Raw genomic sequence first — 19035 nt, 5'->3', positions numbered from 1 at the left:
ACCGTTTCGAACTCAGGGAGGCGCGGTCCGATGTCCCTGGTGGTGCAACAGTTTCCAGGACGGCGAGGTGTGAGCCACGGGTTGGCGGTGGTGTGCGTCGCGGTGGCGGTTCCGCTGGCTGCGGCCTGTGGTCAGGTGCCGGGTGTCGGGGCGGTGTCGTCGGTTGTTGGAGCGCCGAGTCCGATCCCTGTCCCGGCTGATGCCGAGGGTCCGTTTCCGGTGTCGCAGGTGATCGACGGGGACACGGTGTCGATCCGCAAGGGCGGCCAGCAGGTGAAGATTCGGATGGTGGGGCTGGACACCCCCGAAACTCGGGATCCGCGCAAGCCAGTGCAGTGTTTCGGTGTCGAGGCGTCGAACCATGCCAAGCAGGTGCTGACCGGTAAGCAGGTGCTGGTGAAGGCCGATTCGTCGCAGGACAGCACCGACAAATATGGGCGGCTGCTGGCGTATGTCTGGGTGGACGGGTCGCTGTTCAACCTCGCCGCGATCGCGCAAGGATTCGGCCACGAGTACACCTATCAGACTCCATACCAGTATCAACGCGAATTCCGCGCCGCCGAGAGGTATGCACGAGACAACCGGCTCGGTCTCTGGAATCCGGCGACGTGCAACGGCGTCACGAAGTAGCTGATCCAACCTGTTTCCGAGGAGACGCACATGCACAACCGCCACCCGGTCGTCCTCGCTGGCCTGCCTGACAGACCTCAGCAGGCTCGATATGCCCAGCTTGCAGTCACCGAGCGGATCGGCGCCAACTCAGCACCCCGGGTCTGTTGGAAGACGTGATCCCGAGCTGACCTGACGCACCGAAAAGGCTAATCACTCAAGGAGATTCACCACCATGCCCATTACGAAAATGCGAACACCTGTGATCCCGGAGCCTGACCATTTCAGGACAGTCGAGGAAGCCGGTCGAACACTGCTCAGTGCCCGGGTCGCCGACGGTCGGCAGGTCGTGTTCGACTACGGTACCGACGGCCGGGTGCACTTGGACTTCGCCCCGGACGGATTCACCGGGGTCGGACACCTCAACGCGGCCCTCACGACGGGAGCATCGTGCGGCGGGTCTGTCGCGCTGACCGCGGTCGGCGGATGTGACGGCACGATCGCCGACATCGAGGTGACTGGCGGCCCCGAAGACATCGCCGCCCTGAAGGAAGCCGTTGAGCACTTCAACTCCGTCACCAGAGATCCCCGCCAGCGCGCCGCATTCCGAAAGATTTACCGGCATCTCGCCAAGCTCACCGCCGGCGGCCGGTCCGTCACTGCCGAGGCGGGGCACCCGTGAGCAAAGAACTCGTCACTCACAGGGTGATGTTCGAGCGCATCGGCCGCACTCACGGGGTCGACCCGCTGGCGGTACAGGTTCGAGATGACGTCGACGCAGTCGCCGAGGCGATCTATCGGCACGAGCGCCCGCCGTGCCTACGGCCACATGACGCACGGGTCCTGGTAGACCTCGAGGAGATGCCGGGTGGAGCGCCTCGACGATGTCGGCGGCCGGTGCTTCGCAGCCGAAGCAGCGCGCAGAATCGCCTGACGGCCAAAGGAATGCGGCGATGGCCGCGGATCACGCAGCCAGGACCTGGGGAGCGAACAGGCGCCGGTGTCGGGCCCGAACATCATCCTCAACCCGAATTGCCGAGTGCGCCGAGTTTGTCGAGCAACGGAGGATCCCGATGACTATCAATCAGAGACTTGTGGGAGGTTGGTCGTGAACGCTGACACGATCGCCACGATCGGTATGCTCGTCCTTCTGTTCCTGCTGTTCGGCGGCGGCGGTGTCGTTGTCGAGATCCTCGGCAATCAGAAGAAGCGGGCAGCGCTCAAACGGGAACTTGGCGCGGCGAAGAAAGAGATCGCTCGACTGACCGAACAGCTCGACAAGGCAGCGTCCATAACCCCTGGAGGCCCGCACGTCGCCGGGATGATCGAGCAGGCCCGCCTGGCGATCGACGAACGCGCCGTGCTCATCGACGCTTTGAATCAGGTCCAGGCGACCGACAACGTCGTCCCCCAACTCCCGCGCGAAGTCCGCGATCTCGTTGACCAGGCACTCAGCGCCCACCGCGCCAAGCTCATGCTGCCCAGCGCGAACAGCAAGACGACGAACAAGTCGTAGCCATCGCATCCACAGAACGGAGAGATCCGATGTCCACCATCACCGCACCTCGAACCGGGGCGTACCTGTCGTGGACTCCCACAACGCGTGCCGTGCACACCTGGAAGAGGACCAGAAGACCATGAACCTGCCGACACTGCTGACCTACACGGCGACAGGTTCGATGCTGGCCGGCGGACTCATCTTGCGTGCCGCCGCGCGCAGATACCGCGTCGCGGCGACCTGCTGCGCATTAAGCGCGGCGGTATTGATTCTCGCCGCCGCGCTCGACCGCCCCCCGAACGGAGCCACCGCCCTACTCCTCGTCGTGGCGGCCGGCCTGACGGCCTTGGCCGCCGCCGTGCTGCACCACGGCCGCAGGTTCTTCGGTTGATTCAGCCGACAGCACCGGACACCGATCCCGAACAGATCCGATGAACACTGTGACCGTCCACGCCCACAGCGGCAATGGATTAGGGAGTATTCCTGTGAAACAAGACCCTTCACCCGTAGACACCTTTCCGCCGTTACCTTCCAGGAACGAGAATTGGTGGATTGAGGACATCCCGAACTGGCGTTACCCGTCGGCTTGCGCGGCCGGATTCGGAATCGCCCACCTGCGGGCCTTCGGCGACGTCGGGGCCGATCTGGTAATTGTGTCCGAACGTGGTATCGGCGCCTCGGTCACCAACAGTGCTGAATATATCTGGGCTGCCGTAGCCGAGGACTTCGGCGATCGCAACGGCGACGTGCCGGTGCTGCTGGAACACTGGCCCGCTGGCGCGGGCGCGACCGAGGAAGAGCACCTCGACCAGGTGGTAGTGGTCGACGGCGTACCTCGCTGGCGACCGATTTGGCCAGTTCCAGAAACGAACCCCAACCACGGCGACAACGCTGCCTGGATGCAGGCCGTCGGCCGCGGCGCCATCGCCGGGCTGGCCAGCGGTCCGATCAAGAGAACGTAGTGCTTTTACCTCAGCCCTTCAGAAGCTGTCTTCAATCCTAGACCCCGGGCGAATTTGGCTCGCTGGCTTGCGTTCTCGGGTCGTCCGTCAGTAAAAGCGCGCGAATGGCGTAGGTCGCCGCCCGATGCCTGCGGGAACCGGACCGACAAGGAGATCAGCGGAGCTGGTTGGGTCAGTCGCCGAGGATGGCGTCGATCTCGGCTAGTCGGGCCACGAGGCGTTGCTGCTCGGCGCGCAGGGCTTCCCGGTCCAGATCATCGGCTTCGTCGACTATGTGGAGTTCGTGGTCGAGGGCGACGGTCCTGGGCACGTCACGAACCTCGACATACGTGTTTGGCAGGGGACCGAGCTCGATGTAGTTGTGGGATCCGGCTGAGCGCTTGAATCCTCCGGTGACCAGGACCACGCCGTTTCCGAGGCGCGGCTCCTCGTCGCGGCCGAAGCGGGTGGCGATCTTGTGGCCGAATTGCCACAGCGTGGCGGGTTTACCGCCACGTTCACCACGTACGTCGAGCACCTCGATTCGCACGGTGACCGTGCCGGCCGGGTCGGTCGTCCCATCGGTGCCGTAGACCGCACGCGCGAGTTGCCGCACCCGATCTTCGTCGCGACTGTCGAAGACCCAGGCCGAGCCCGACCATTCGCCACCGAGTGCCCGTGCCTTGGACGGCCAGTTCGGGTGGTACGGGGCTTGGACGGTGGTTTTGCCGCTGTCGGTCGTGACGGTCACAGTGTTCATCGGATCTGTTCCTCGACGTCGGGGGTGTGTCTCGATTCGGTGGTGTCGCTGCCGGGGACGGCGCCCTCGCAGCACCCACCGGCTGCGAGCCAGGCATCCACGGTGGGGCGTGACACTCCGCCCCAACGAGACATGTCGGATTTGAATCCCCGCCGCAGCTTGTCACCGCTTACACGGGTCTCGCGCGCAGCGTTGCGCATGAGGTGACCCAAGCTCATTTTGGTGGCCGCCACGGCCGCCTCGAGTTGTGCCAGGCGTACCCCTTGCGCCATGACCCGCTGCTCGCTGGTCAGTTTGGGAGGTCGGTGGGCGTCGAGGAAATCGGCCAGTGCGCGGGCGGTGGCGTCCCAATCCCGCACGATCGGGTCGAAGTTCACATCCGTCGGGTTGCGTTTTGCGCCGCCGATGTACGCGTTCCCGAGGTAATGGTGCCGCAACTGTTCACGGTGGGCCTCTTCGACACTGGCTTTGCCCATCGCCCGAGCGGCGAATTCGGCCTGTTTCCCGGTGGGTACCGGATGCTTCTCGAGCAGCGCCGGCCAGATCTGCTCCTCGGGTTTCAATGGCGGCCAATCCAGCTCGCCTGCGTCGGCGATGACATACCAGTCGTGGCGTGCCGGGTACTCCTCGTCCCGCAGTTCCTCCGGTGGGAGGACTGGGCAACCCCACGCCATCGACAACCCCTTGCTGATCAGCAATGTGGCGCTCCATGCGGGTGTGGGGCAGGTGTGGCCGAGGCGGCGGTATGCCTTCGCTAGCTCCACCTGGGTCACATAGTTCGCGGTGAACACAACCTCGGTCATGTAAAGCAGTTTACGGTTTCTGTAAACGGCTTTACAAGCCTCGGTTGGCGGGAAGCTCTTATGACACAGCGCCATCGGCGGACCGGGGGTGATCAACTCATGCCGGTCTGACGCTTGGCGTTGCGGCATGCGCGACAGTGCCCGCCATGGAACCGGGCACCTGCTGGAGTGCCGCAACGAGACCCAGCCGGACAGGTTGCGGCGAGCACTCGCTCGAGACGGTTCCCAAATCGCGTGTCCCAGTTCGCGCGCCCGTAAACGGCTTGATGACTGAGCCCGAGTTCGGCGGCGGCCGCGGTCAAGGTGGTGCCACTGCGGATCATCGTCAACAACTTCGCTTGATCGCGCCGGTGGAACGCCGCAGCGGCGAGTTGCCTTCGCCACTGCTTCGACACCGACGCATGGGCGGCGCGCGCGGCGGCGTCGCGTGCGTTCTGGTTGTGGTATCGGGTATTCGGGCTGACCTGGCTGTGTGACGAGTCAGGGCCGTCGTGTGCATGGATGTTGTTGCGGCTCAATAGGTTCCTCACCTCGGCTGTTGAGAGAAGGACGGCACTCTCGATGCGATATCGCAGGCGTACGGATACGCCGGTGTATGGCCCCCATGAGGATGGGGAGAATGCCCCGCACACGCGGGGAGCAACCGGACTGTCGCTGGAAACTCAAACGACTCATCCCCGCATGCGCGGGGAGCGGGACGGCGAACCCATATTAGCGTCCGGCGCTGTCCACCGACAGGGCTCCGTGATCAAGCGGCAGCGTTGTTGCCCCGCAGACCAACGGCGGCGGTGGGACTCGCGGCACTTCAATTCACGACGCCGTCAGTATTTCCGCGCGAATCACGCTGCCGGGATGAACGTTTCAACTCAACAAATGAACGGTCTCGAATGGAGAGCGCCGGTGCGGACGGTGACCGCAGCAGGGTCGATCCACAACCACGTCTTCGACGGCAGGCGGGCCCACATCGCCTCGTCCCACTCGCGGGCGGCCTTCTCGGCCGCTTCCTGGGCGTCATCGACGTGCCAGCATAGCCCAGGCGCGACGTCTCGACCGTGCTCGGCGACAGGGAGCAGCGGGGTACTCATGGTGTCAGTCCCACATGCGCCGGGCGATCGCGGCGTCGCGGTCGGCTGCCAGTTGTGCAGCGATCTCGGGGTGTTCGGCGTCGAAGGCGGTGAGTGCGTCGCGGGCGGCGGTGATCGCTCGTTCGTTCGCCGCGTCGTCGTGGAACGGGTCGGGCCAGTCGCCTTCGTCCATGCGCCGGTTGTGCGCGGCCGACCATTCCTGTTCGGCGCAGCGGAGTTGGTGTGCGAGCGCGGCTCGTTCGCCGCGGAGATCGCGGGGGCGCTGCGCTTGGGCCTGGTCCCACACGGCTTGAACCTGGGCGGCTTCGTCGGCGGTCAACAGAACACGGCCGATCGCGGCGACGATGTTGTCCGGAATTCCGGGTCGCCGCACGAATGCGTGGTGCGGGCCCATGTGGCTGCCGTACTCTGTGCCGTCCACGTGCACCTTGGTGATGGTGGGAGTGACGGTGACAACCGCTGTCCGGCCGTCAGACAGGGTCTTGGTTAACGCGATCACTGGATCGGTGGGCATGAGGAGTCTCCTTCGGGAGCGAACACGAAGCATGCGGTGTTGCTGTTGTTGAGATCCTCGCGCTCACAGAGCGCGCCACCTAGGCCACACGAATGTTGGTCTGACAGGACTGTAACACGCTGACACAACACAGGATTGGGAAAGGTGGGAGAGGCAGGAGCTGCATCGCTGGTGACAGTTAGCTTGATCAAGTGGAGCTCGGCGAGTTCGCGTGCGATGACCCGACCCGGTGTCGGTGTCTGCCTATAGGGTGTGGGGGTCGGCAAGCCACGTACGCCGCCCGCTGAGACCCGCGCCCACACCGCGAGGTCGACGACGGCCAAGGTCTCCAGGGGCCCGTGAAGATCGATCCTGTCCGCATGTCGGTGCACGTCTTGCCGGCCGGGGTGTGGGACCAGCCGAGGAAGAGAGCACATCATGCCCAAGAAGCAATCCACCGCAGCGAAGAGGGCGCGTGCTGCCGCGCGGTCGGGGCAGAAGTTCACCACCGCCCTGCGCGAGACCGCCACTGATCCGTCGGTCCGTGTCGATATGGTGGTGGCACGGCGCGCACGCTGGGCGGCCGATATCCGTAGCCGGGGCCTGTACCTGCATGCGCGATTCCCGCAGCGCAGCGTCCGCGGCCGACTCATGTTCAACGACGTCCCACCCGGCCGGGCCACCTTCTTGCACCTGCTGTACAGCCTGGTGCTGAAGTCTCGGCCTGAATTGCGTCCGGTGGTGTCCGAACGCGCCGTTGCCGTCGGCGACCTCGAGACCATTGACGCGGTGTTCGCGCCGCTCGACCGCGCGGTGCGATGCTTCCTCGCCCAGGAGCCGCACAGTGTCTGGCAGCACCAGCTTCGTGCGCACGTCGAGGTCCTGGACGAGCAGTCGGGCCCCGGCTGGCAGACACGCCAACAATTGTCCGGCTGGTATCACCAGGCCATGACGTGGCGCCCCGGTGTCGGTGTCTATGGTGAGCCGACCCGCTACGGCTTCCCCTACTTCGGGGCGTGCGACATCCTCGATGCCATCCTGGTGACCACCACCGGCGGCTATGCCCCGGGCAGTCGGGTACAACTACGCGACGACCGCATGGCGTATGTCCTGCATGCCCAGTGGTGGGATGAACGAGGCGGTGGCCCGGACGGCTACGTGGTGATGCTCGAGCACTCCGGCGGCGACTTCGAGGTGCGGGCAGACCAGATAATCGGCAGCGCGCCGATATCGGCAGATAACCAGATAGTCCGCAGGGCCCCGATGTCGTCAGATACTGGATCCAAACGACTCACCGGCAAGACGGTCGTGCCAGTGCAGTTTCCGGTGTCACCCGGCACGTTGCTGATCGACCTCGACCCACAAGGCAATGCCACATTCTGAGAAGCTGCCCGGAATCCCGGCGAATGGCGCGCCGTAGCTCGATTAGCCTGCCTGGAACAGTGGGCTGTGCTGGAACACGTGTCGGGAGCCGGTCCTGCACCAGCCCGGGTGTGGCTCGGCTCGAGGTGGCGATGCGCAGGCCAGACACGCTGGCGGCCGCGCCGTTCGAGCGGATTCTGCCTGACCTCGAGGTAGTTGCACGGGAGTTGGGCGATCTCGACCTGTTTCGTTCGATCATGGATTTGCCGGATCGGTGCGAACCGTATTCCGTCGACGAGGTGGTCGACCTTACTGGCGCCGATGTTGCGGCGGTTCGGCGGATGCTGCGGTGGATCAGGCAACGCCCCATGGGCAGTGAGCAGCGGACGCGACGAAGGCTGGTGCAGGGGCAGCAGTTTTCACCACGTAGTAGGACGCCAAAAATCCGTCGGACCGCTATCGGTGTACTTGTAGTACTCGTCGGGTCCCCATTCGATCGCTACATAGCGCTGGGAATTCTCTCTCGCTACGTCGCCCTTGAACAGGCAAATCGGTTTCCCGGAAATTGGTATCGAGTCGATTCGGACGCAGTCATCTCCTCCCAGGGATTGAATTGGTCCTTCGATCATCTGAAACCGATGTCCCTTGGTCTTCACCGCGTCCGGGGGTGACCACAGCCAGGTCACTCCATCGAACTTCCACGACGTGTAAAAGAACCACGCCGCGATCACCACGCCCACGATTCCGATCGAGAGAGGCACCAACCGCTTCATAGTGAACATTGTCAGCACCCCGTCCTAATTCTGGTCGTCAGGATAATCGATCTTGACTGGCCGGTATTTGATTGGGAAGTTTCCCGCGTCCTCGCCGTATCTCGGTAGGTACCAGGGCTCGTGGTATCTGTTCGAGGTGTGCATATTGACGACATCACCCCAGACGCGGGTTCCGTCGGGGGTCGTGATCCAGTCTTTTCCGACGTAGACCGCGGCATGGGAGATCACTCGTCCGTCACCGGTCTCCTTTTCGTAGAACACGGCATCGCCCGGGCGCAGTCCGCTGTTGGACAGTCCGTTGGGATCCATCGTGGCGGTCGGCGACTGCCACAGGCTGGTGTCTGCCGCGGTCCCCGTGGGTGTCCCGTCGCCGGCCCCGCCCTCGGTCAGGAACCGGTACAGCTCTGGAGCGTACGTCCATGTCCGCGAGGCTTCCCAGTCGTCGGTGACGAGGTTTTCGTCAGGCTGCGAAAACCACGCATTCGGGTCGTCGTCGTTCGGATCGTTGAGGTGGTCCCTCGTCAGCTTTTGCTGAAACCCACCGGCGGCCAGGACCTGGGACACGAAATTCGCGCAATCCGAGCCCTTGTCCGAGTACGAAGGAAAGTTCGGGTTGTAGTTCTTCCAAAAGTCCTCGGCATAATCGACGGCCCGCTGCCGAGAGGGGCTGAGACCGGCGAGTTCTAGTTGGAATCCGGCAGGCATCCGAGCCGAGGACAACGGTGCCGCCTCGTCGATGGCGTTCAGGGCATTGCGAATCTTGGTCGCCGACTCGTCGATCGCACGTTCCAACGACGCGCCCAGACTGTCGAGCGACGCCTGCCAATTGGCCATATCGTTCGCTCTCGTGTCCGAGTCGGTCGTGTTGGTCACGGTGTCGGTGACCTTCCAATCGTTGGAGACGGCGAACTTGTCGTTCTCGGCCCACTGAGCGGTGTTCAGCATCGATCGCACCAGATCGCCGATCGCGGCCGATCCACCTGCTAGGGCAGTGTTCAGGTCATCGATAGCGGCGGCCAGCTTTCTTCCCTCGGCGACCTCACTGGCCGCACGGCTCTCTGCGGCATCGCAGGCCGCGCCTACCCATTCCCCGCTGTCTCCCGGCTTGTGGATGATGCGGGATACGTTGTCGAGGACTGTGCGAATGGTGCTGGCCATCGTGGCGTATTGAGCGGCGGCGGTTCCGAGTTTGGCTGGATCCCAGCCGGCAATCTGTTCACGAGTCGGCACCGCCATCACATGTCTCCCATGGCGTTCAAGGCATCCGCGAAAGCTTGGTCGGTCACCTCGTACGAATCGGCACTGCCCCGTGCGGTCGACCCGATGTGGTCGATCCGCGATATCAGCACCGCGAGCGCCGTCGCGACCCGCAGAGTTCCGCCCGCGCAGGCGGTCGCGACCGCTGAGCCGGAGACCGATACTGCAACTTCGTCGACCCCCGGATCGGCCTTAGTACGCCGCAGTTCATCCGCTTCCGTGTCGAGCTGCGTCACCATCGTCCGCAGCAACACCGGGTCGACCTTCAACTGCGGTTCCGGTGCCATGGTGCATCTCCCTCCTACCCCCACTAACGGCCAGTTAGCCTAACCAGCCAGACGCATCCTTGACGAACCTGATGAGAAGCGAGCCCTGTTCAGCCGGGAGAAACACCCTTCGGGATGCGGACCCACGCCACCGTGGTGAGACCGAACCCAAGGGCCGCGAGGACGGCCGCGAACCACTGGCCGGAGGTCGCCGCATCGGCGAGAAGGAATGTCGGCGGTAGGCACAGCAACAATAGGAGTAGGCGGCCGATGACAGTTCGGCCGTTGCGCAGCAACATGATTCCACTTGCCGCCCCGAGCATCGCGACCGGGACGAGGACCATGGCTACCGATGTCACCCGCGATCTCCCTTCCCAGGCAGAACCGATGAAGTCACCCTAGCGACCCGGGTGTTGGGCGACGCCGAAAATGCCGATGAAAAGGCGTGGCCAATGCCGACCGGATTCACGTTTGGGCCAACGGCTTTCGTCGGACTGGTGTCATGCTTGTCGGCAAGGTGCCGCAGACGGTAGCCCCGCTTCCCGGTGTCGCCGCCCCTTGTTTAGAGTCGGATCAGTCCTACGCTATTGCTGTAGGACTGATCCGACACTTGGGGTTGATCTTCGTGGAATACAAGCGTTTGTACGGTGGTCTTCTGCCGGCTCGTGAAGGCCGCCACGTCCTGGAGGGCAGCGCGCACCTGGAGCCTGTGAACGTGGCCGATTGGGACGATGGCCGCACCACCAAGACCCTCCAGTGGGCCACCGCAGCAGGGACTCCAGCTTGGGACGTGGCGAACTGGGCCGATACCGCTATCGAAGTGATCGAGGCCGTCCGCGTGGACGACTCCCGAGACAAGCTGAGCGACCGCGGTTTCGTGCGGGACGCGATGCGCGATGTGCGCCGCCTGCGCACCGCCCTCGCGGCCTTGGAAGACGAGCTGCTGAGGGCGGCGCGGGCCGACCACGGAGGCCGTCCGCTGTTGAGCTGGCGCGAGATCGGCCGTGACCTGCTGGTGCACCACAGCACCGTCAGCGCCCGCTATGAGCGGCTGGAAGCGGGCGAAACCGCCGAGTACCACAAGTGGCTGGAGAAAGGTACCGGCCCGGCCGACACCTGGCTCCCGCGTAGCCCCTACGACGACGAGATGTAGATCCTCGAGCCAGGACGGCGGCCCGAGTATGGTTGTGCCGCCGCCAACGTGCCCGATTCGGGCCGATGGTTCGTGGGCACTCTCAACGCCCGAAAGCGGCCGCGACGTCGGCATTTTCAGTGTCGCCTAACACCCGGGCAAGCGACAAGGGATCGCAGCCGGCAGCTCTCCGACATTGTCGGGCAGACCGGTTCGAGCCTGGCGACGCGCCGTTCGTGCGCCGAACATCGGGGAATGCTGAGTTCGCCGGCGGAGGTGACGGTGTAGGCCAGCTACGAGTAGAGTGACGTCATGACATCATCGAACTTCCCGTTGCGTGGCCTCACGGAAACGGACAAGTACCTGCTGCAGCGCGCCGCGGCGCAGGCGGGGATGTCGCAGAACCAGTACGCGCTCACCCGGCTGCGCGCCGCGCTCGACGAGGATCTGCCCGGCGCACGCCACGCCTACGAGCATCGCGACGAGTTCGCCGAGCGCGCCATGCGGCGCCTGGGCATCGACCCCGAGTCGCCCGAGTTCGCCAAGAACCAGGTGGAGGCGCGTGCAGTGCTGGCGCGCGCTGACCAGCTGCGGCAGGGCGAGACGGCGTGAGCGTAGCTGCCGGAACCATCGTCCTCGACAGCACCACCCTCACGGCCTATGAACGCGACGTCACCCGGCGCGCCCAATCCGTCGTCATCAACGCCGTCCTCGACGGACGGCTTCTGCTGACCTCCGCGGTGTCGGTGCTCGCGGCCGCCGCCGAGCTCGACCACGACGCACGGGAATTGTCGTTTCTGCTCTACGACCACGAAAGCCCGCTGACCGTTCTGCCGTTGGGCTTGAACGGAATCGATATCGGCTCTGCGGCAACAGAAGTCACTCTCGTCGCGGTGGAGACCGCGGCCGTCGTTCACGAGGCCCGGTCGGTCAGCGCGGTCGTGTTCACCTACGAGCCCCAGCGCTACCGCGGGCAGCCCGTCGACATCGTCGACATGCGTCCCTGACCTGTGTCGTCGTGATCTCGGATTCGTGGGAACCGAATGCGCGATTGCCGCGTCGAAGATGGATGAGGGCAGTAGTCGAGCCCTCACCCGGAGTACCGCAACTGGTTGACCGGTGCTGTCGCCATGGAAACCAACACCTCCAGCGGCAGCACCGGACCACTCTGTGGCGTGAGAGCTAGCTAGCTGTCTAGCTTTCGTCGAGAAGCCTGTCCCGTGGCCCCAGAGCGGCAAGCTTGTCGATCGCCGCGAGCAGCCCGTCACGGACCGTAGGAGGCAGCTCGGCCCACTTGAGGTTGGTGGCAGTACGAGACCCTCGGAGGCCTCGACTTCCCAGGTCATCGGGCGAGACGGGCGACCGGGTCGGGTTTTTGGCCGCGCCGTCATGGTTGCTCTGGCGATCGTCGCGGCCCGGGGGTTTTGCTGCGATGCTGCAGCGTGCAATAACCTGGTTGTGTCCAGAACCTGGCGAGACCAACCATCTCGCTGCCCCGCCGCGAAAAGGTGTGCGAATTGTCGCACTCTGCCATACCCGGAGCTCGACGTGTGCCCGGTGGGCGGCCTGTCGGCCGGCAGGCCCGCCGGTCGTGTCCGCGCGTCCGATCGAGGGTGGCCGTCGTGGCGGGAGTCCTGCCTGAGCGGGTGATCGTCACACCGACGCCGACATCGAACCTCTCTACCTGCGACGAGCCTTTCGAGGCCCAGTGCAGAAGGGAGTCAGCGGTGCCACGGATTCGACTCGGTGCCTACCTCCATCAGGGCGGGCTGCCCGGGCCCGCTGTGGGTGCTGCTGGCCGACTGCTGCTTGTGATTCCCGTTGGTGCCGGGGGCGTTGTGAGGACTCATTTTCGGGTGGTGTCGCTGCGATGACGACCCAGGTGATGCAGCAGCAGCCGTCGGTGAAGCTGACGCCGCCGGCCTACAGCAGGTCGGCGCCGCTGCCGCCGCGTCACCATCCCTGGATCCGCAACACCTCGATCGTTCTGCTCTGCGCGGCCGGAGTGCAGACCGGCGCCCCGATGCTCGGCATGGACAGCTGGGGCGTCCCGGTCACCGTGACCGGCATGGTGCTCGCCGCGGCCGGGGTCGCCGTCAACGGTCGGCACCGGCGCTTGCGCGAGCAGGACGTGGACCGTTGCGCGGAACAGTTGTGCGGGGTGCTGGCGATGCCGCCGACCCGCGCGGTAATGAAGACGAAGTGCTGGCAGGAGCGCAACCTGCGTGATCCCGGTCGGCCTGGGCGGATCATCGTCCGCTACCCCGATGCCGGGCGGCGGCTCGACCCCGAGATGGAGACCCGGGTCGACGAGATCATGTCCGGGCAGGCGTGGGGACGCTATCGGCGCGTCGCCCACGACGAACGGAAATGCCAGCTCGTCTACGTCATCGACCGCTCACCACTGCCGGTGCCCGATCCGGAGCCGGTCGCGCGTGCGAAACGCCTGGTGTTGAAGATCCTCGGCCCCACCGCGGTCATCGACGATAAGGAAACCTCGTTCGACGAGGCCACGGGGGAGATCTCCCGGATCGCCGCCCGCCATGACGATGGCGGCCGGTTCGCGTTGTCGGGTTATCGCGACCGAATCGAACGCACCCTATCGGCCGTGCTGCCGGGCGGGCGCTGGCGTGCGAAGTGGGATCTGGAACACGACAAAGTGCTGTTCGAGCTGCGCCCGCCGCTCGGGAAGCTCTACTGGAAGGAGCCGATCGCCGACCCGCACACCCCGTACGAGGATGTCTTCATCCCGTACGGCCGAGACGAGGACGGCAATGTCCTTGGCTGGCGTCCGGCGATCGACCCGCACGTGATCTTCATTGGGGCCACGGGCACCGGCAAGACCGCCGCCGTGCACACGGTCGTCACCGAACTCGCCGGCCGGAACTGGATCGTTCAGGTCGTGGACGGCAAGGGAACCGAGTTCATCGGTTTCCGCGATTGGCCCAACATCCAGATCGTCGCTTCGAAGATCGAGCATCAGATCGCGGTGATTCACCGCGCCTGGGAAGAGATGGAGAAGCGGTACGCTGCCATCGAAGACGGCGCCGACGAATCCGACTTCACACCGTTCGCCCTGGTCGTCGACGAGTTCGCCGACTTCAAATCGAATCTCGAAACCTGGTACGCGCTCAACCGGGTCAAGGGGGAACGGACCCAGCCGCCGGCGTTGCTCGAGATCGCCTCGCTGGTGCGCAAGGGCCGCAGCGCCCGTGTCCACGTCGTGCTCTCCACGCAGCGTCCCGACGCCGACTTCTTCGGCGGCCGCGGCAAGGGCGACACCCGCGACAGCCTGCGCCTTCGGGTGTCGCTCGGCTCGCTGAGCCCGCAGGGCGCCATGATGATGTGGAACAGCCCGACCACGGGCACCAGCATCCCGCGCATCCGTGGCCGCGGCACCGCTGTCACCGATGACAATGTCCCCGTCGAAATCCAATGCTTCTACACGCCTGATCCGCGTCGCACCAAACCGGACACCGAGGCGTGGGAGCACTTGCAACGGCTGCGGCCCCCCGAGGCTGTCCACCAGCGCCTGGTGATCTTGCCGCCGGTCGAGGACGAGGAAGGCGAGGTCGAAGAGGAAGCGCCGCAGGGCCGGCGCCGACGCGGGGCCCGGCCTCAGCCGCGGCGGGCTCAACCGAAATCCCGCTATCAGCAGGTAGCCAATGCGCCGTGGGGGTGGGCTGCCGACTATCCCGACCACGACCCGGTGCGGCGGCGGGCCCTGAAGGTCGCCAACCGCGGCGCGCACCCGCGCACCTACACGCTCATCGGTCTCGATGAGTTCCTGGTGACCCCGACCCGGCGCACTCGGTGGGGAGACCCCACCGTCTCCAGCGGCAACGGGAACGGCAGCGACGGGAACGGTAGCAGCAACGGAGCCAACGGAAGTGGTGGTCGGCCGAGCCTGAGCACCCTGCTGACCGCGGCCGCCGCCGGCCCGAATCGGCCGGCCCTTCGCGTCGTGCCTACCCCCACGCCCGCGGACGACGACAGCGACGACACCGAGTACGACGACGAGACCGACGCCGACGACACCGACGCTGACACCACCAGCGGGGATGCCGGGGACGGCGGGGACGCGGACCCCTGGGACGAGGAATACGACAGCCCGGAGCCTGCCGCACCGATGGAGGTCGAAGTCGGCGACTTGGTGTTCGTCGAGGACATCGACGACTGGGCCGTGGTCACCGCCGAACCCGGCCCGGACCTGCTGGACGACGACGAGCACATCATCGCCATCACCTACCGCACCGACGACGACAGCGACCAATTGCTGCTCGTCCCCGAGGACGACGAGCTGACCGTCCGCCACCCCTTCCAATACGACTGAACCGCAACGGAATCCGAACCTACCCGAAGGAGCAGTAGATGCCGACCAGTAGCCCCGGCCGAGGATCGCACGCCGCTGACGTGCTGCTGCCGATCGCCCTGGTGATCGTCGTGTTCGCCGTCCTTTTCGCCGCGCTGCCGGGCTGGCGCGACACTCGGCTGCGGTGGCTGGCCGACCACCACATCCTCGTCGCCGCCGCCCAGCAGCCCCTGGTCACCCTGCCCGGCAACGTCGCCGGCCTCGATGGCCACCGCCTGGCTCTCCTCGTGGTGATCCTGGCACTGCTGGTGGTCTGCACCGCGAGCTGGGTGTGGCGGACCCGCGAAAAACTCATCCAGCGGCGGCTTTCGGCCGGCGACCGAGGATGAACGGCCGCGCATGACCACCCCGGCGAGCCACCGAGACGATCCCCCGTATCTGTTCGGCGTCGAAGAGCATCGGTCCGCGATTCTGAGCCCGTGCGGCACCTACCGGTACGAGCTCACCCGCCGTTGGTCGCCCGGCCCGCTCGCCGGTTGGATCATGCTGAACCCATCCACCGCCGACGCCGACGTCGACGACCCCACCGTCCGCCGCTGCATCGCCTTCGCCCGGGGATGGGGATACGGCGGAATTGTCATCCGCAATCTGTATGCGCTGCGGGCCAGCGACCCCCGCGAACTCGACGATCACCCCGCTCCTGTCGGCCCGGACAACGACGACCACCTGTCGCATTGCGGCCGTGAAGAGCTCACCGTACTCGCGTGGGGCAGCCGCGGCGGTGATCGCGGGCTCGCCGTCATGGAACGCCTTGCACGGCAAGGAGTCCCGCTGCACCAGCTGGCGATGACGGCAGCCGGGCAGCCGCGCCACCCGCTGTATCTACCGGGTGATCTGATGCCGACGCCGACCGGCACCCGACGGAGGTGAGTGCCGTGACATCAGCTGGGGCGAGTCGCGGACTGGATGCGCCGGTCTTCTATCTGGGGACCGATGAAGTGGCGAGATCGGCTCCTGACCGACATCGCCACCGTGCCACGGCAATTGGACATCTGGGATTCCATCGACTACGGGACGGCCGCATGACCATCGGCGCCTCTGCTCGGCTGCGAACCGCGGCAGTCAGGACCATGCCCCGATCGAGCGGTGGCTACACATGGCAGGAGGGCGTGCCGTCCAGGCCGCGGCTGAATCACCCACGTGCCCTGCATGGAGTCGTGCGGCGGTCGCGGACACCGCTAGCGGTAACGCGACGTGATTACGGTGGCGACGGACGTCGCCCCCGGCCACCCGCGAATTCGTCGCCCGGACCCGCCTGTTACTCGTTCCGCGTGGCCGGCGGGGCCGCAGCCACACCGGAACTGGACCTGCCCATCCGAACCCGCCCCACCAGAAAGGAACTCGGCATGCCGGACCGCATCGTCAATCCCGAAGGCATCGGTACCCCCCGCGGCGATGGGCGGCGATCGCCAACGACACCGAACCTGCACCTCGTCCCGTGCCCCGGCGAGGACCAACCGGCCGCAACGAACACCGAAGCGCCCACCAGGGAAGACCAGAATCGCCTGCCGTGGTGGGTGCGGTTGTGGCGCTTCGCCAAACGCGTGAGCTGGATCCTGTGGCTGCGGTCCTGGGGCTGCTTCGACCTGCGCAGCGCTCGCGCCTACGCCCACCAGTTGGTCGACCACCCCAGGAAAGTGACTGACGTCATCACCCGCGGCGGCGAATGACCACGCCGGGCGGATTCCCGCGCCGATCCGCCCCTTACCTCGCCAGGAGCGCTCACTGCCATCGGCGACGCGTGCCGTGATTGCGGTGGCGACGGATCGGCCACCCGACGACGGTGCCGGCAAGTAGCGTTCGATCCGGACGCCGGGTTTCGGCCGAGACCGATACTTCTCACAGGGAGGAGTGCGTTGTGGAATCACCGCTGGAGATTGTTCGCCGCCGTCGTGACGAACGGTTGCTGAAGAAGGCCATCCTGGCCGGATCCTTGTCGGACGATGTGGCGCGGGATGTCGTGGACGCGCTGTGGACGCGGGTCGCGGAGACGCCGAGGTGGCGGCGAGCCCGGGTGACCCCGGACAACGCCCAGGACAGGCTGCAGGAGTCTCGGGACGGATTCCGCTACACCGAGGACGGCCGCCGGTTGATCACCGACCGCGGACTGCGGCGGTTGATCCAGGGGTATGTGCGCCAGGCGCAAGCCTCTGGGAATCGCGCCGAAGCCGATGGCCTGCAGGCCCTGCTCGATCGCGGCAAATCGGCACCAGCCGACTGGGAGACCAGCGGCGCCTGGTATGCGGCGCGGCAGTCCACAATGCAGTGACGGGCCGAAAGCAACATTAAACGATAGTGCAAAAGGCGTTAACATGATGTATGCCGATCCGGTAGCCCGCTCTTGGGATCAAGGAAAGAAGCGCACGATCATGAACGACCACCTCGCCGCCGTGACGCGGAACCCCGTTCCGGAAGATGGATCCGCTGCGTGGGCCGACGTCGTCGCCACCCGGGTCGCCGAGGTGCTCGCTGACGGGCGCTGGCGATTGGGCGACTACACAGAGCTGGACGTCGACAGGCTGCCCCGGCGAACCGCGGGCAAGGTGCGCTTACGCCGTGACCATGGATATCCCGTCAGCGACCTGGAACCTGGCACCCACGCGAGGACGCGGTCCGATGAGTTCCTTCTTCTGGTGCTAGGAGGACCGGTCTGTCTTGTGGTCGGCTTTCCGTTCGCTGCCTTGTGGTACGCGGGGGTCTCGTTGATGGGGCTCGCCGCCTACGTGGTGTTTCTCATGCTCACAACCCTGGCGCTGGCCACCGGCAGAGTGGTGTACGACCGCCGGCAATTTCGCCGCTCCACGGGGGTTCCGCTTCTGACAGCGCGGGAGCGCCGCCGGATCGAGCAGGTGACGGTGAGATCGTTCGATTGGCCCCGGCAAATCCGCCGTCGCCGCTCCCTGCCCGATGAGGCGGCGCTGCTGGTGGTGGCCGAAGAAGTAGCCGAGGAGATCCGCCGCTCACCGGCGTGGACGAACCCCGCGCTCGACGATCACCGAATCCGGCTCGATCTCGACACCGAACTCCACCAGATCGCCTGGACCGCCCACGAGTTGGCTGACGCCCGTCGGAAATCGGCGGTGGACGTGGTCGACGACGGCACTGCCGACGCGGCCCGCACCCGGCGGGCCAGCGACCAGATCACGTCCCTGCTCGACGAGGTCCACCAGGCCCTGCTCGATCGCCTCGCGGCGCTCTACCGGTACCGGGCAGGCCTGAGACCGATGGAGAGCATGTTGGCCAATCTGGCCGCGGTACAAGGTCTGCGCGATGCCACCCACAGCCTGAGCGCCGAGTTGGCTCGCACCGAACTGGCCACCGCACGCATCACCGAACTGACCGAGGAGCTGGCCGACATCGAGGCTGGCCTACACGCCCAGATCGAATACCTGCGCGGCACGGCCGTTCTGGGTAACCTCGCCATCTGCCCGCAATTTCCTGCACTGGAAGCTGTTCGACCCCGAGGCTGAACCGCACATCCCTTGCGCCGACTGCGCGGGCGGTGGGGACACAGTTCTTGCTGCGATGCTGCAGCGTGCAATAACCTGTTAGTTGTCCAGAACCGGCGAGACCAACCATCTCGCTGCCAACCCCGTCATGAAAAGGTGCGTGCGACTTGTCGCACTCAACCAAGCCCCGCGCTCGCCAGGCGGCCACGGCACGACCTGTTGAAAGGCGGGACTA

24 protein-coding genes are annotated in these 19035 nt (G+C 65.7%); 15 read left to right on the top strand and 9 right to left on the bottom strand.

Annotation, left to right across the window (positions count from 1 at the left end):
- The first annotated feature begins 69 nt into the window (after positions 1-69).
- The 5 genes from IU452_RS39360 to IU452_RS34360 all read left to right on the top strand — a co-directional run bounded on the left by IU452_RS39360 (position 70) and on the right by IU452_RS34360 (position 3069).
- Positions 70-630 (top strand): thermonuclease family protein, encoded by a 561-nt coding sequence (locus tag IU452_RS39360; protein ID WP_324192994.1) that lies wholly within the window; start codon positions 70-72, stop codon positions 628-630.
- Positions 631-844: 214 nt separating this feature from the next.
- Positions 845-1291 (top strand): hypothetical protein, encoded by a 447-nt coding sequence (locus IU452_RS34375; RefSeq protein WP_195113424.1) that lies wholly within the window; start codon positions 845-847, stop codon positions 1289-1291.
- A 426-nt stretch (positions 1292-1717) separates the two neighbouring features.
- Entirely contained in the window at positions 1718-2125 is a 408-nt protein-coding gene (locus IU452_RS34370; protein ID WP_195113423.1) for a hypothetical protein, read from the top strand.
- Positions 2126-2246: 121 nt separating this feature from the next.
- Entirely contained in the window at positions 2247-2498 is a 252-nt protein-coding gene (locus IU452_RS34365; protein WP_195113422.1) for a hypothetical protein, read from the top strand.
- Positions 2499-2592: 94 nt separating this feature from the next.
- Positions 2593-3069, top strand: coding sequence for a hypothetical protein (locus IU452_RS34360; protein WP_195113421.1), 477 nt, complete (start codon positions 2593-2595; stop codon positions 3067-3069).
- Positions 3070-3241: 172 nt separating this feature from the next.
- Here IU452_RS34360 and IU452_RS34355 read toward each other — a convergent pair whose 3' ends face one another.
- The 5 genes from IU452_RS34355 to IU452_RS34335 all read right to left on the bottom strand — a co-directional run bounded on the left by IU452_RS34355 (position 3242) and on the right by IU452_RS34335 (position 6210).
- Complete coding sequence (locus tag IU452_RS34355; protein ID WP_195113420.1) at positions 3242-3808, bottom strand: hypothetical protein; 567 nt, start codon at positions 3806-3808, stop codon at positions 3242-3244.
- Positions 3805-4611, bottom strand: coding sequence for a hypothetical protein (locus IU452_RS34350; RefSeq protein WP_195113419.1), 807 nt, complete (start codon positions 4609-4611; stop codon positions 3805-3807). Before IU452_RS34350 ends, IU452_RS34355 begins: the two co-directional genes overlap by 4 nt.
- A gap of 92 nt (positions 4612-4703) precedes the next feature.
- On the bottom strand, positions 4704-5129 hold the full coding sequence (locus tag IU452_RS34345; RefSeq protein WP_195113418.1) for a hypothetical protein: 426 nt from the start codon (positions 5127-5129) through the stop codon (positions 4704-4706).
- A gap of 348 nt (positions 5130-5477) precedes the next feature.
- The gene (locus tag IU452_RS34340; RefSeq protein ID WP_195113417.1) at positions 5478-5696 is read right to left on the bottom strand and encodes a hypothetical protein; all 219 of its coding nucleotides are present in this window, start codon (positions 5694-5696) and stop codon (positions 5478-5480) included.
- Between the two features lie 4 nt (positions 5697-5700).
- Complete coding sequence (locus tag IU452_RS34335; RefSeq protein ID WP_195113416.1) at positions 5701-6210, bottom strand: hypothetical protein; 510 nt, start codon at positions 6208-6210, stop codon at positions 5701-5703.
- A 417-nt stretch (positions 6211-6627) separates the two neighbouring features.
- Between IU452_RS34335 and IU452_RS34330 the strand changes: the two genes are divergently transcribed.
- Positions 6628-7572 (top strand): hypothetical protein, encoded by a 945-nt coding sequence (locus IU452_RS34330; RefSeq protein ID WP_195113415.1) that lies wholly within the window; start codon positions 6628-6630, stop codon positions 7570-7572.
- 398 nt (positions 7573-7970) lie between these two features.
- On the opposite strand, the gene IU452_RS34325 is transcribed toward IU452_RS34330, so the two are convergent.
- The 4 genes from IU452_RS34325 to IU452_RS34310 form a co-directional block, all read right to left on the bottom strand.
- The gene (locus tag IU452_RS34325; RefSeq protein WP_195113414.1) at positions 7971-8324 is read right to left on the bottom strand and encodes a hypothetical protein; all 354 of its coding nucleotides are present in this window, start codon (positions 8322-8324) and stop codon (positions 7971-7973) included.
- Positions 8325-8348: 24 nt separating this feature from the next.
- Entirely contained in the window at positions 8349-9560 is a 1212-nt protein-coding gene (locus IU452_RS34320) for an amidase domain-containing protein (protein WP_195113413.1), read from the bottom strand.
- Positions 9560-9850 (bottom strand): hypothetical protein, encoded by a 291-nt coding sequence (locus IU452_RS34315; protein WP_195113412.1) that lies wholly within the window; start codon positions 9848-9850, stop codon positions 9560-9562. The genes IU452_RS34320 and IU452_RS34315 overlap by 1 nt, the downstream gene beginning before the upstream one ends.
- A 107-nt stretch (positions 9851-9957) precedes the next feature.
- Complete coding sequence (locus IU452_RS34310; RefSeq protein ID WP_195113411.1) at positions 9958-10206, bottom strand: hypothetical protein; 249 nt, start codon at positions 10204-10206, stop codon at positions 9958-9960.
- An 86-nt stretch (positions 10207-10292) separates the two neighbouring features.
- Here IU452_RS34310 and IU452_RS34305 point away from each other — a divergent pair, with 86 nt between their 5' ends.
- From IU452_RS34305 to IU452_RS34265, 9 genes are all read left to right on the top strand, one after another.
- The gene (locus IU452_RS34305) at positions 10293-11000 is read left to right on the top strand and encodes a hypothetical protein (RefSeq protein ID WP_195113410.1); all 708 of its coding nucleotides are present in this window, start codon (positions 10293-10295) and stop codon (positions 10998-11000) included.
- 291 nt (positions 11001-11291) lie between these two features.
- Positions 11292-11591 carry a hypothetical protein gene (locus IU452_RS34300; protein ID WP_195113409.1) on the top strand — a complete coding sequence of 100 codons (300 nt, stop codon included), beginning with the start codon at positions 11292-11294 and terminating at the stop codon, positions 11589-11591.
- Positions 11588-11986, top strand: a complete 399-nt coding sequence (locus tag IU452_RS34295) for a hypothetical protein (protein ID WP_195113408.1) — start codon at positions 11588-11590, stop codon at positions 11984-11986. The genes IU452_RS34300 and IU452_RS34295 overlap by 4 nt, the downstream gene beginning before the upstream one ends.
- An 863-nt stretch (positions 11987-12849) precedes the next feature.
- On the top strand, positions 12850-15312 hold the full coding sequence (locus IU452_RS34290; protein WP_195113407.1) for an FtsK/SpoIIIE domain-containing protein: 2463 nt from the start codon (positions 12850-12852) through the stop codon (positions 15310-15312).
- A 38-nt stretch (positions 15313-15350) separates the two neighbouring features.
- Entirely contained in the window at positions 15351-15680 is a 330-nt protein-coding gene (locus IU452_RS34285) for a hypothetical protein (protein WP_195113406.1), read from the top strand.
- Between the two features lie 10 nt (positions 15681-15690).
- On the top strand, positions 15691-16221 hold the full coding sequence (locus IU452_RS34280; protein ID WP_195113405.1) for a DUF1643 domain-containing protein: 531 nt from the start codon (positions 15691-15693) through the stop codon (positions 16219-16221).
- Between the two features lie 476 nt (positions 16222-16697).
- Positions 16698-17021: a hypothetical protein gene (locus IU452_RS34275; RefSeq protein WP_195113404.1), complete on the top strand. Its 324-nt coding sequence runs from the start codon at positions 16698-16700 to the stop codon at positions 17019-17021.
- 188 nt (positions 17022-17209) lie between these two features.
- Positions 17210-17620: a hypothetical protein gene (locus IU452_RS34270; protein WP_195113403.1), complete on the top strand. Its 411-nt coding sequence runs from the start codon at positions 17210-17212 to the stop codon at positions 17618-17620.
- Complete coding sequence (locus IU452_RS34265) at positions 17592-18821, top strand: hypothetical protein (protein WP_195113402.1); 1230 nt, start codon at positions 17592-17594, stop codon at positions 18819-18821. Before IU452_RS34270 ends, IU452_RS34265 begins: the two co-directional genes overlap by 29 nt.
- Positions 18822-19035 lie beyond the last annotated feature (214 nt).

Origin of the sequence: Nocardia transvalensis (assembly GCF_015477765.1) — a bacterium.
Taxonomy (GTDB): domain Bacteria; phylum Actinomycetota; class Actinomycetes; order Mycobacteriales; family Mycobacteriaceae; genus Nocardia; species Nocardia transvalensis_A.
This window is presented reverse-complemented; position numbering and strand designations above follow the sequence as displayed.

Coding starts and splice junctions, on each gene's coding strand:
- IU452_RS34375 (WP_195113424.1), top strand. CDS start 845: ATGCCCATTACGAAAATGCGAACACCTGTGATCCCGGAGCCTGACCAT.
- IU452_RS34365 (WP_195113422.1), top strand. CDS start 2,247: ATGAACCTGCCGACACTGCTGACCTACACGGCGACAGGTTCGATGCTG.
- IU452_RS34355 (WP_195113420.1), bottom strand. CDS start 3,808: ATGAACACTGTGACCGTCACGACCGACAGCGGCAAAACCACCGTCCAA.
- IU452_RS34350 (WP_195113419.1), bottom strand. CDS start 4,611: ATGACCGAGGTTGTGTTCACCGCGAACTATGTGACCCAGGTGGAGCTA.
- IU452_RS34340 (WP_195113417.1), bottom strand. CDS start 5,696: ATGAGTACCCCGCTGCTCCCTGTCGCCGAGCACGGTCGAGACGTCGCG.
- IU452_RS34335 (WP_195113416.1), bottom strand. CDS start 6,210: ATGCCCACCGATCCAGTGATCGCGTTAACCAAGACCCTGTCTGACGGC.
- IU452_RS34330 (WP_195113415.1), top strand. CDS start 6,628: ATGCCCAAGAAGCAATCCACCGCAGCGAAGAGGGCGCGTGCTGCCGCG.
- IU452_RS34325 (WP_195113414.1), bottom strand. CDS start 8,324: ATGAAGCGGTTGGTGCCTCTCTCGATCGGAATCGTGGGCGTGGTGATC.
- IU452_RS34320 (WP_195113413.1), bottom strand. CDS start 9,560: ATGGCGGTGCCGACTCGTGAACAGATTGCCGGCTGGGATCCAGCCAAA.
- IU452_RS34300 (WP_195113409.1), top strand. CDS start 11,292: ATGACATCATCGAACTTCCCGTTGCGTGGCCTCACGGAAACGGACAAG.
- IU452_RS34290 (WP_195113407.1), top strand. CDS start 12,850: ATGACGACCCAGGTGATGCAGCAGCAGCCGTCGGTGAAGCTGACGCCG.
- IU452_RS34285 (WP_195113406.1), top strand. CDS start 15,351: ATGCCGACCAGTAGCCCCGGCCGAGGATCGCACGCCGCTGACGTGCTG.
- IU452_RS34280 (WP_195113405.1), top strand. CDS start 15,691: ATGACCACCCCGGCGAGCCACCGAGACGATCCCCCGTATCTGTTCGGC.
- IU452_RS34275 (WP_195113404.1), top strand. CDS start 16,698: ATGCCGGACCGCATCGTCAATCCCGAAGGCATCGGTACCCCCCGCGGC.
- IU452_RS34265 (WP_195113402.1), top strand. CDS start 17,592: ATGCGGCGCGGCAGTCCACAATGCAGTGACGGGCCGAAAGCAACATTA.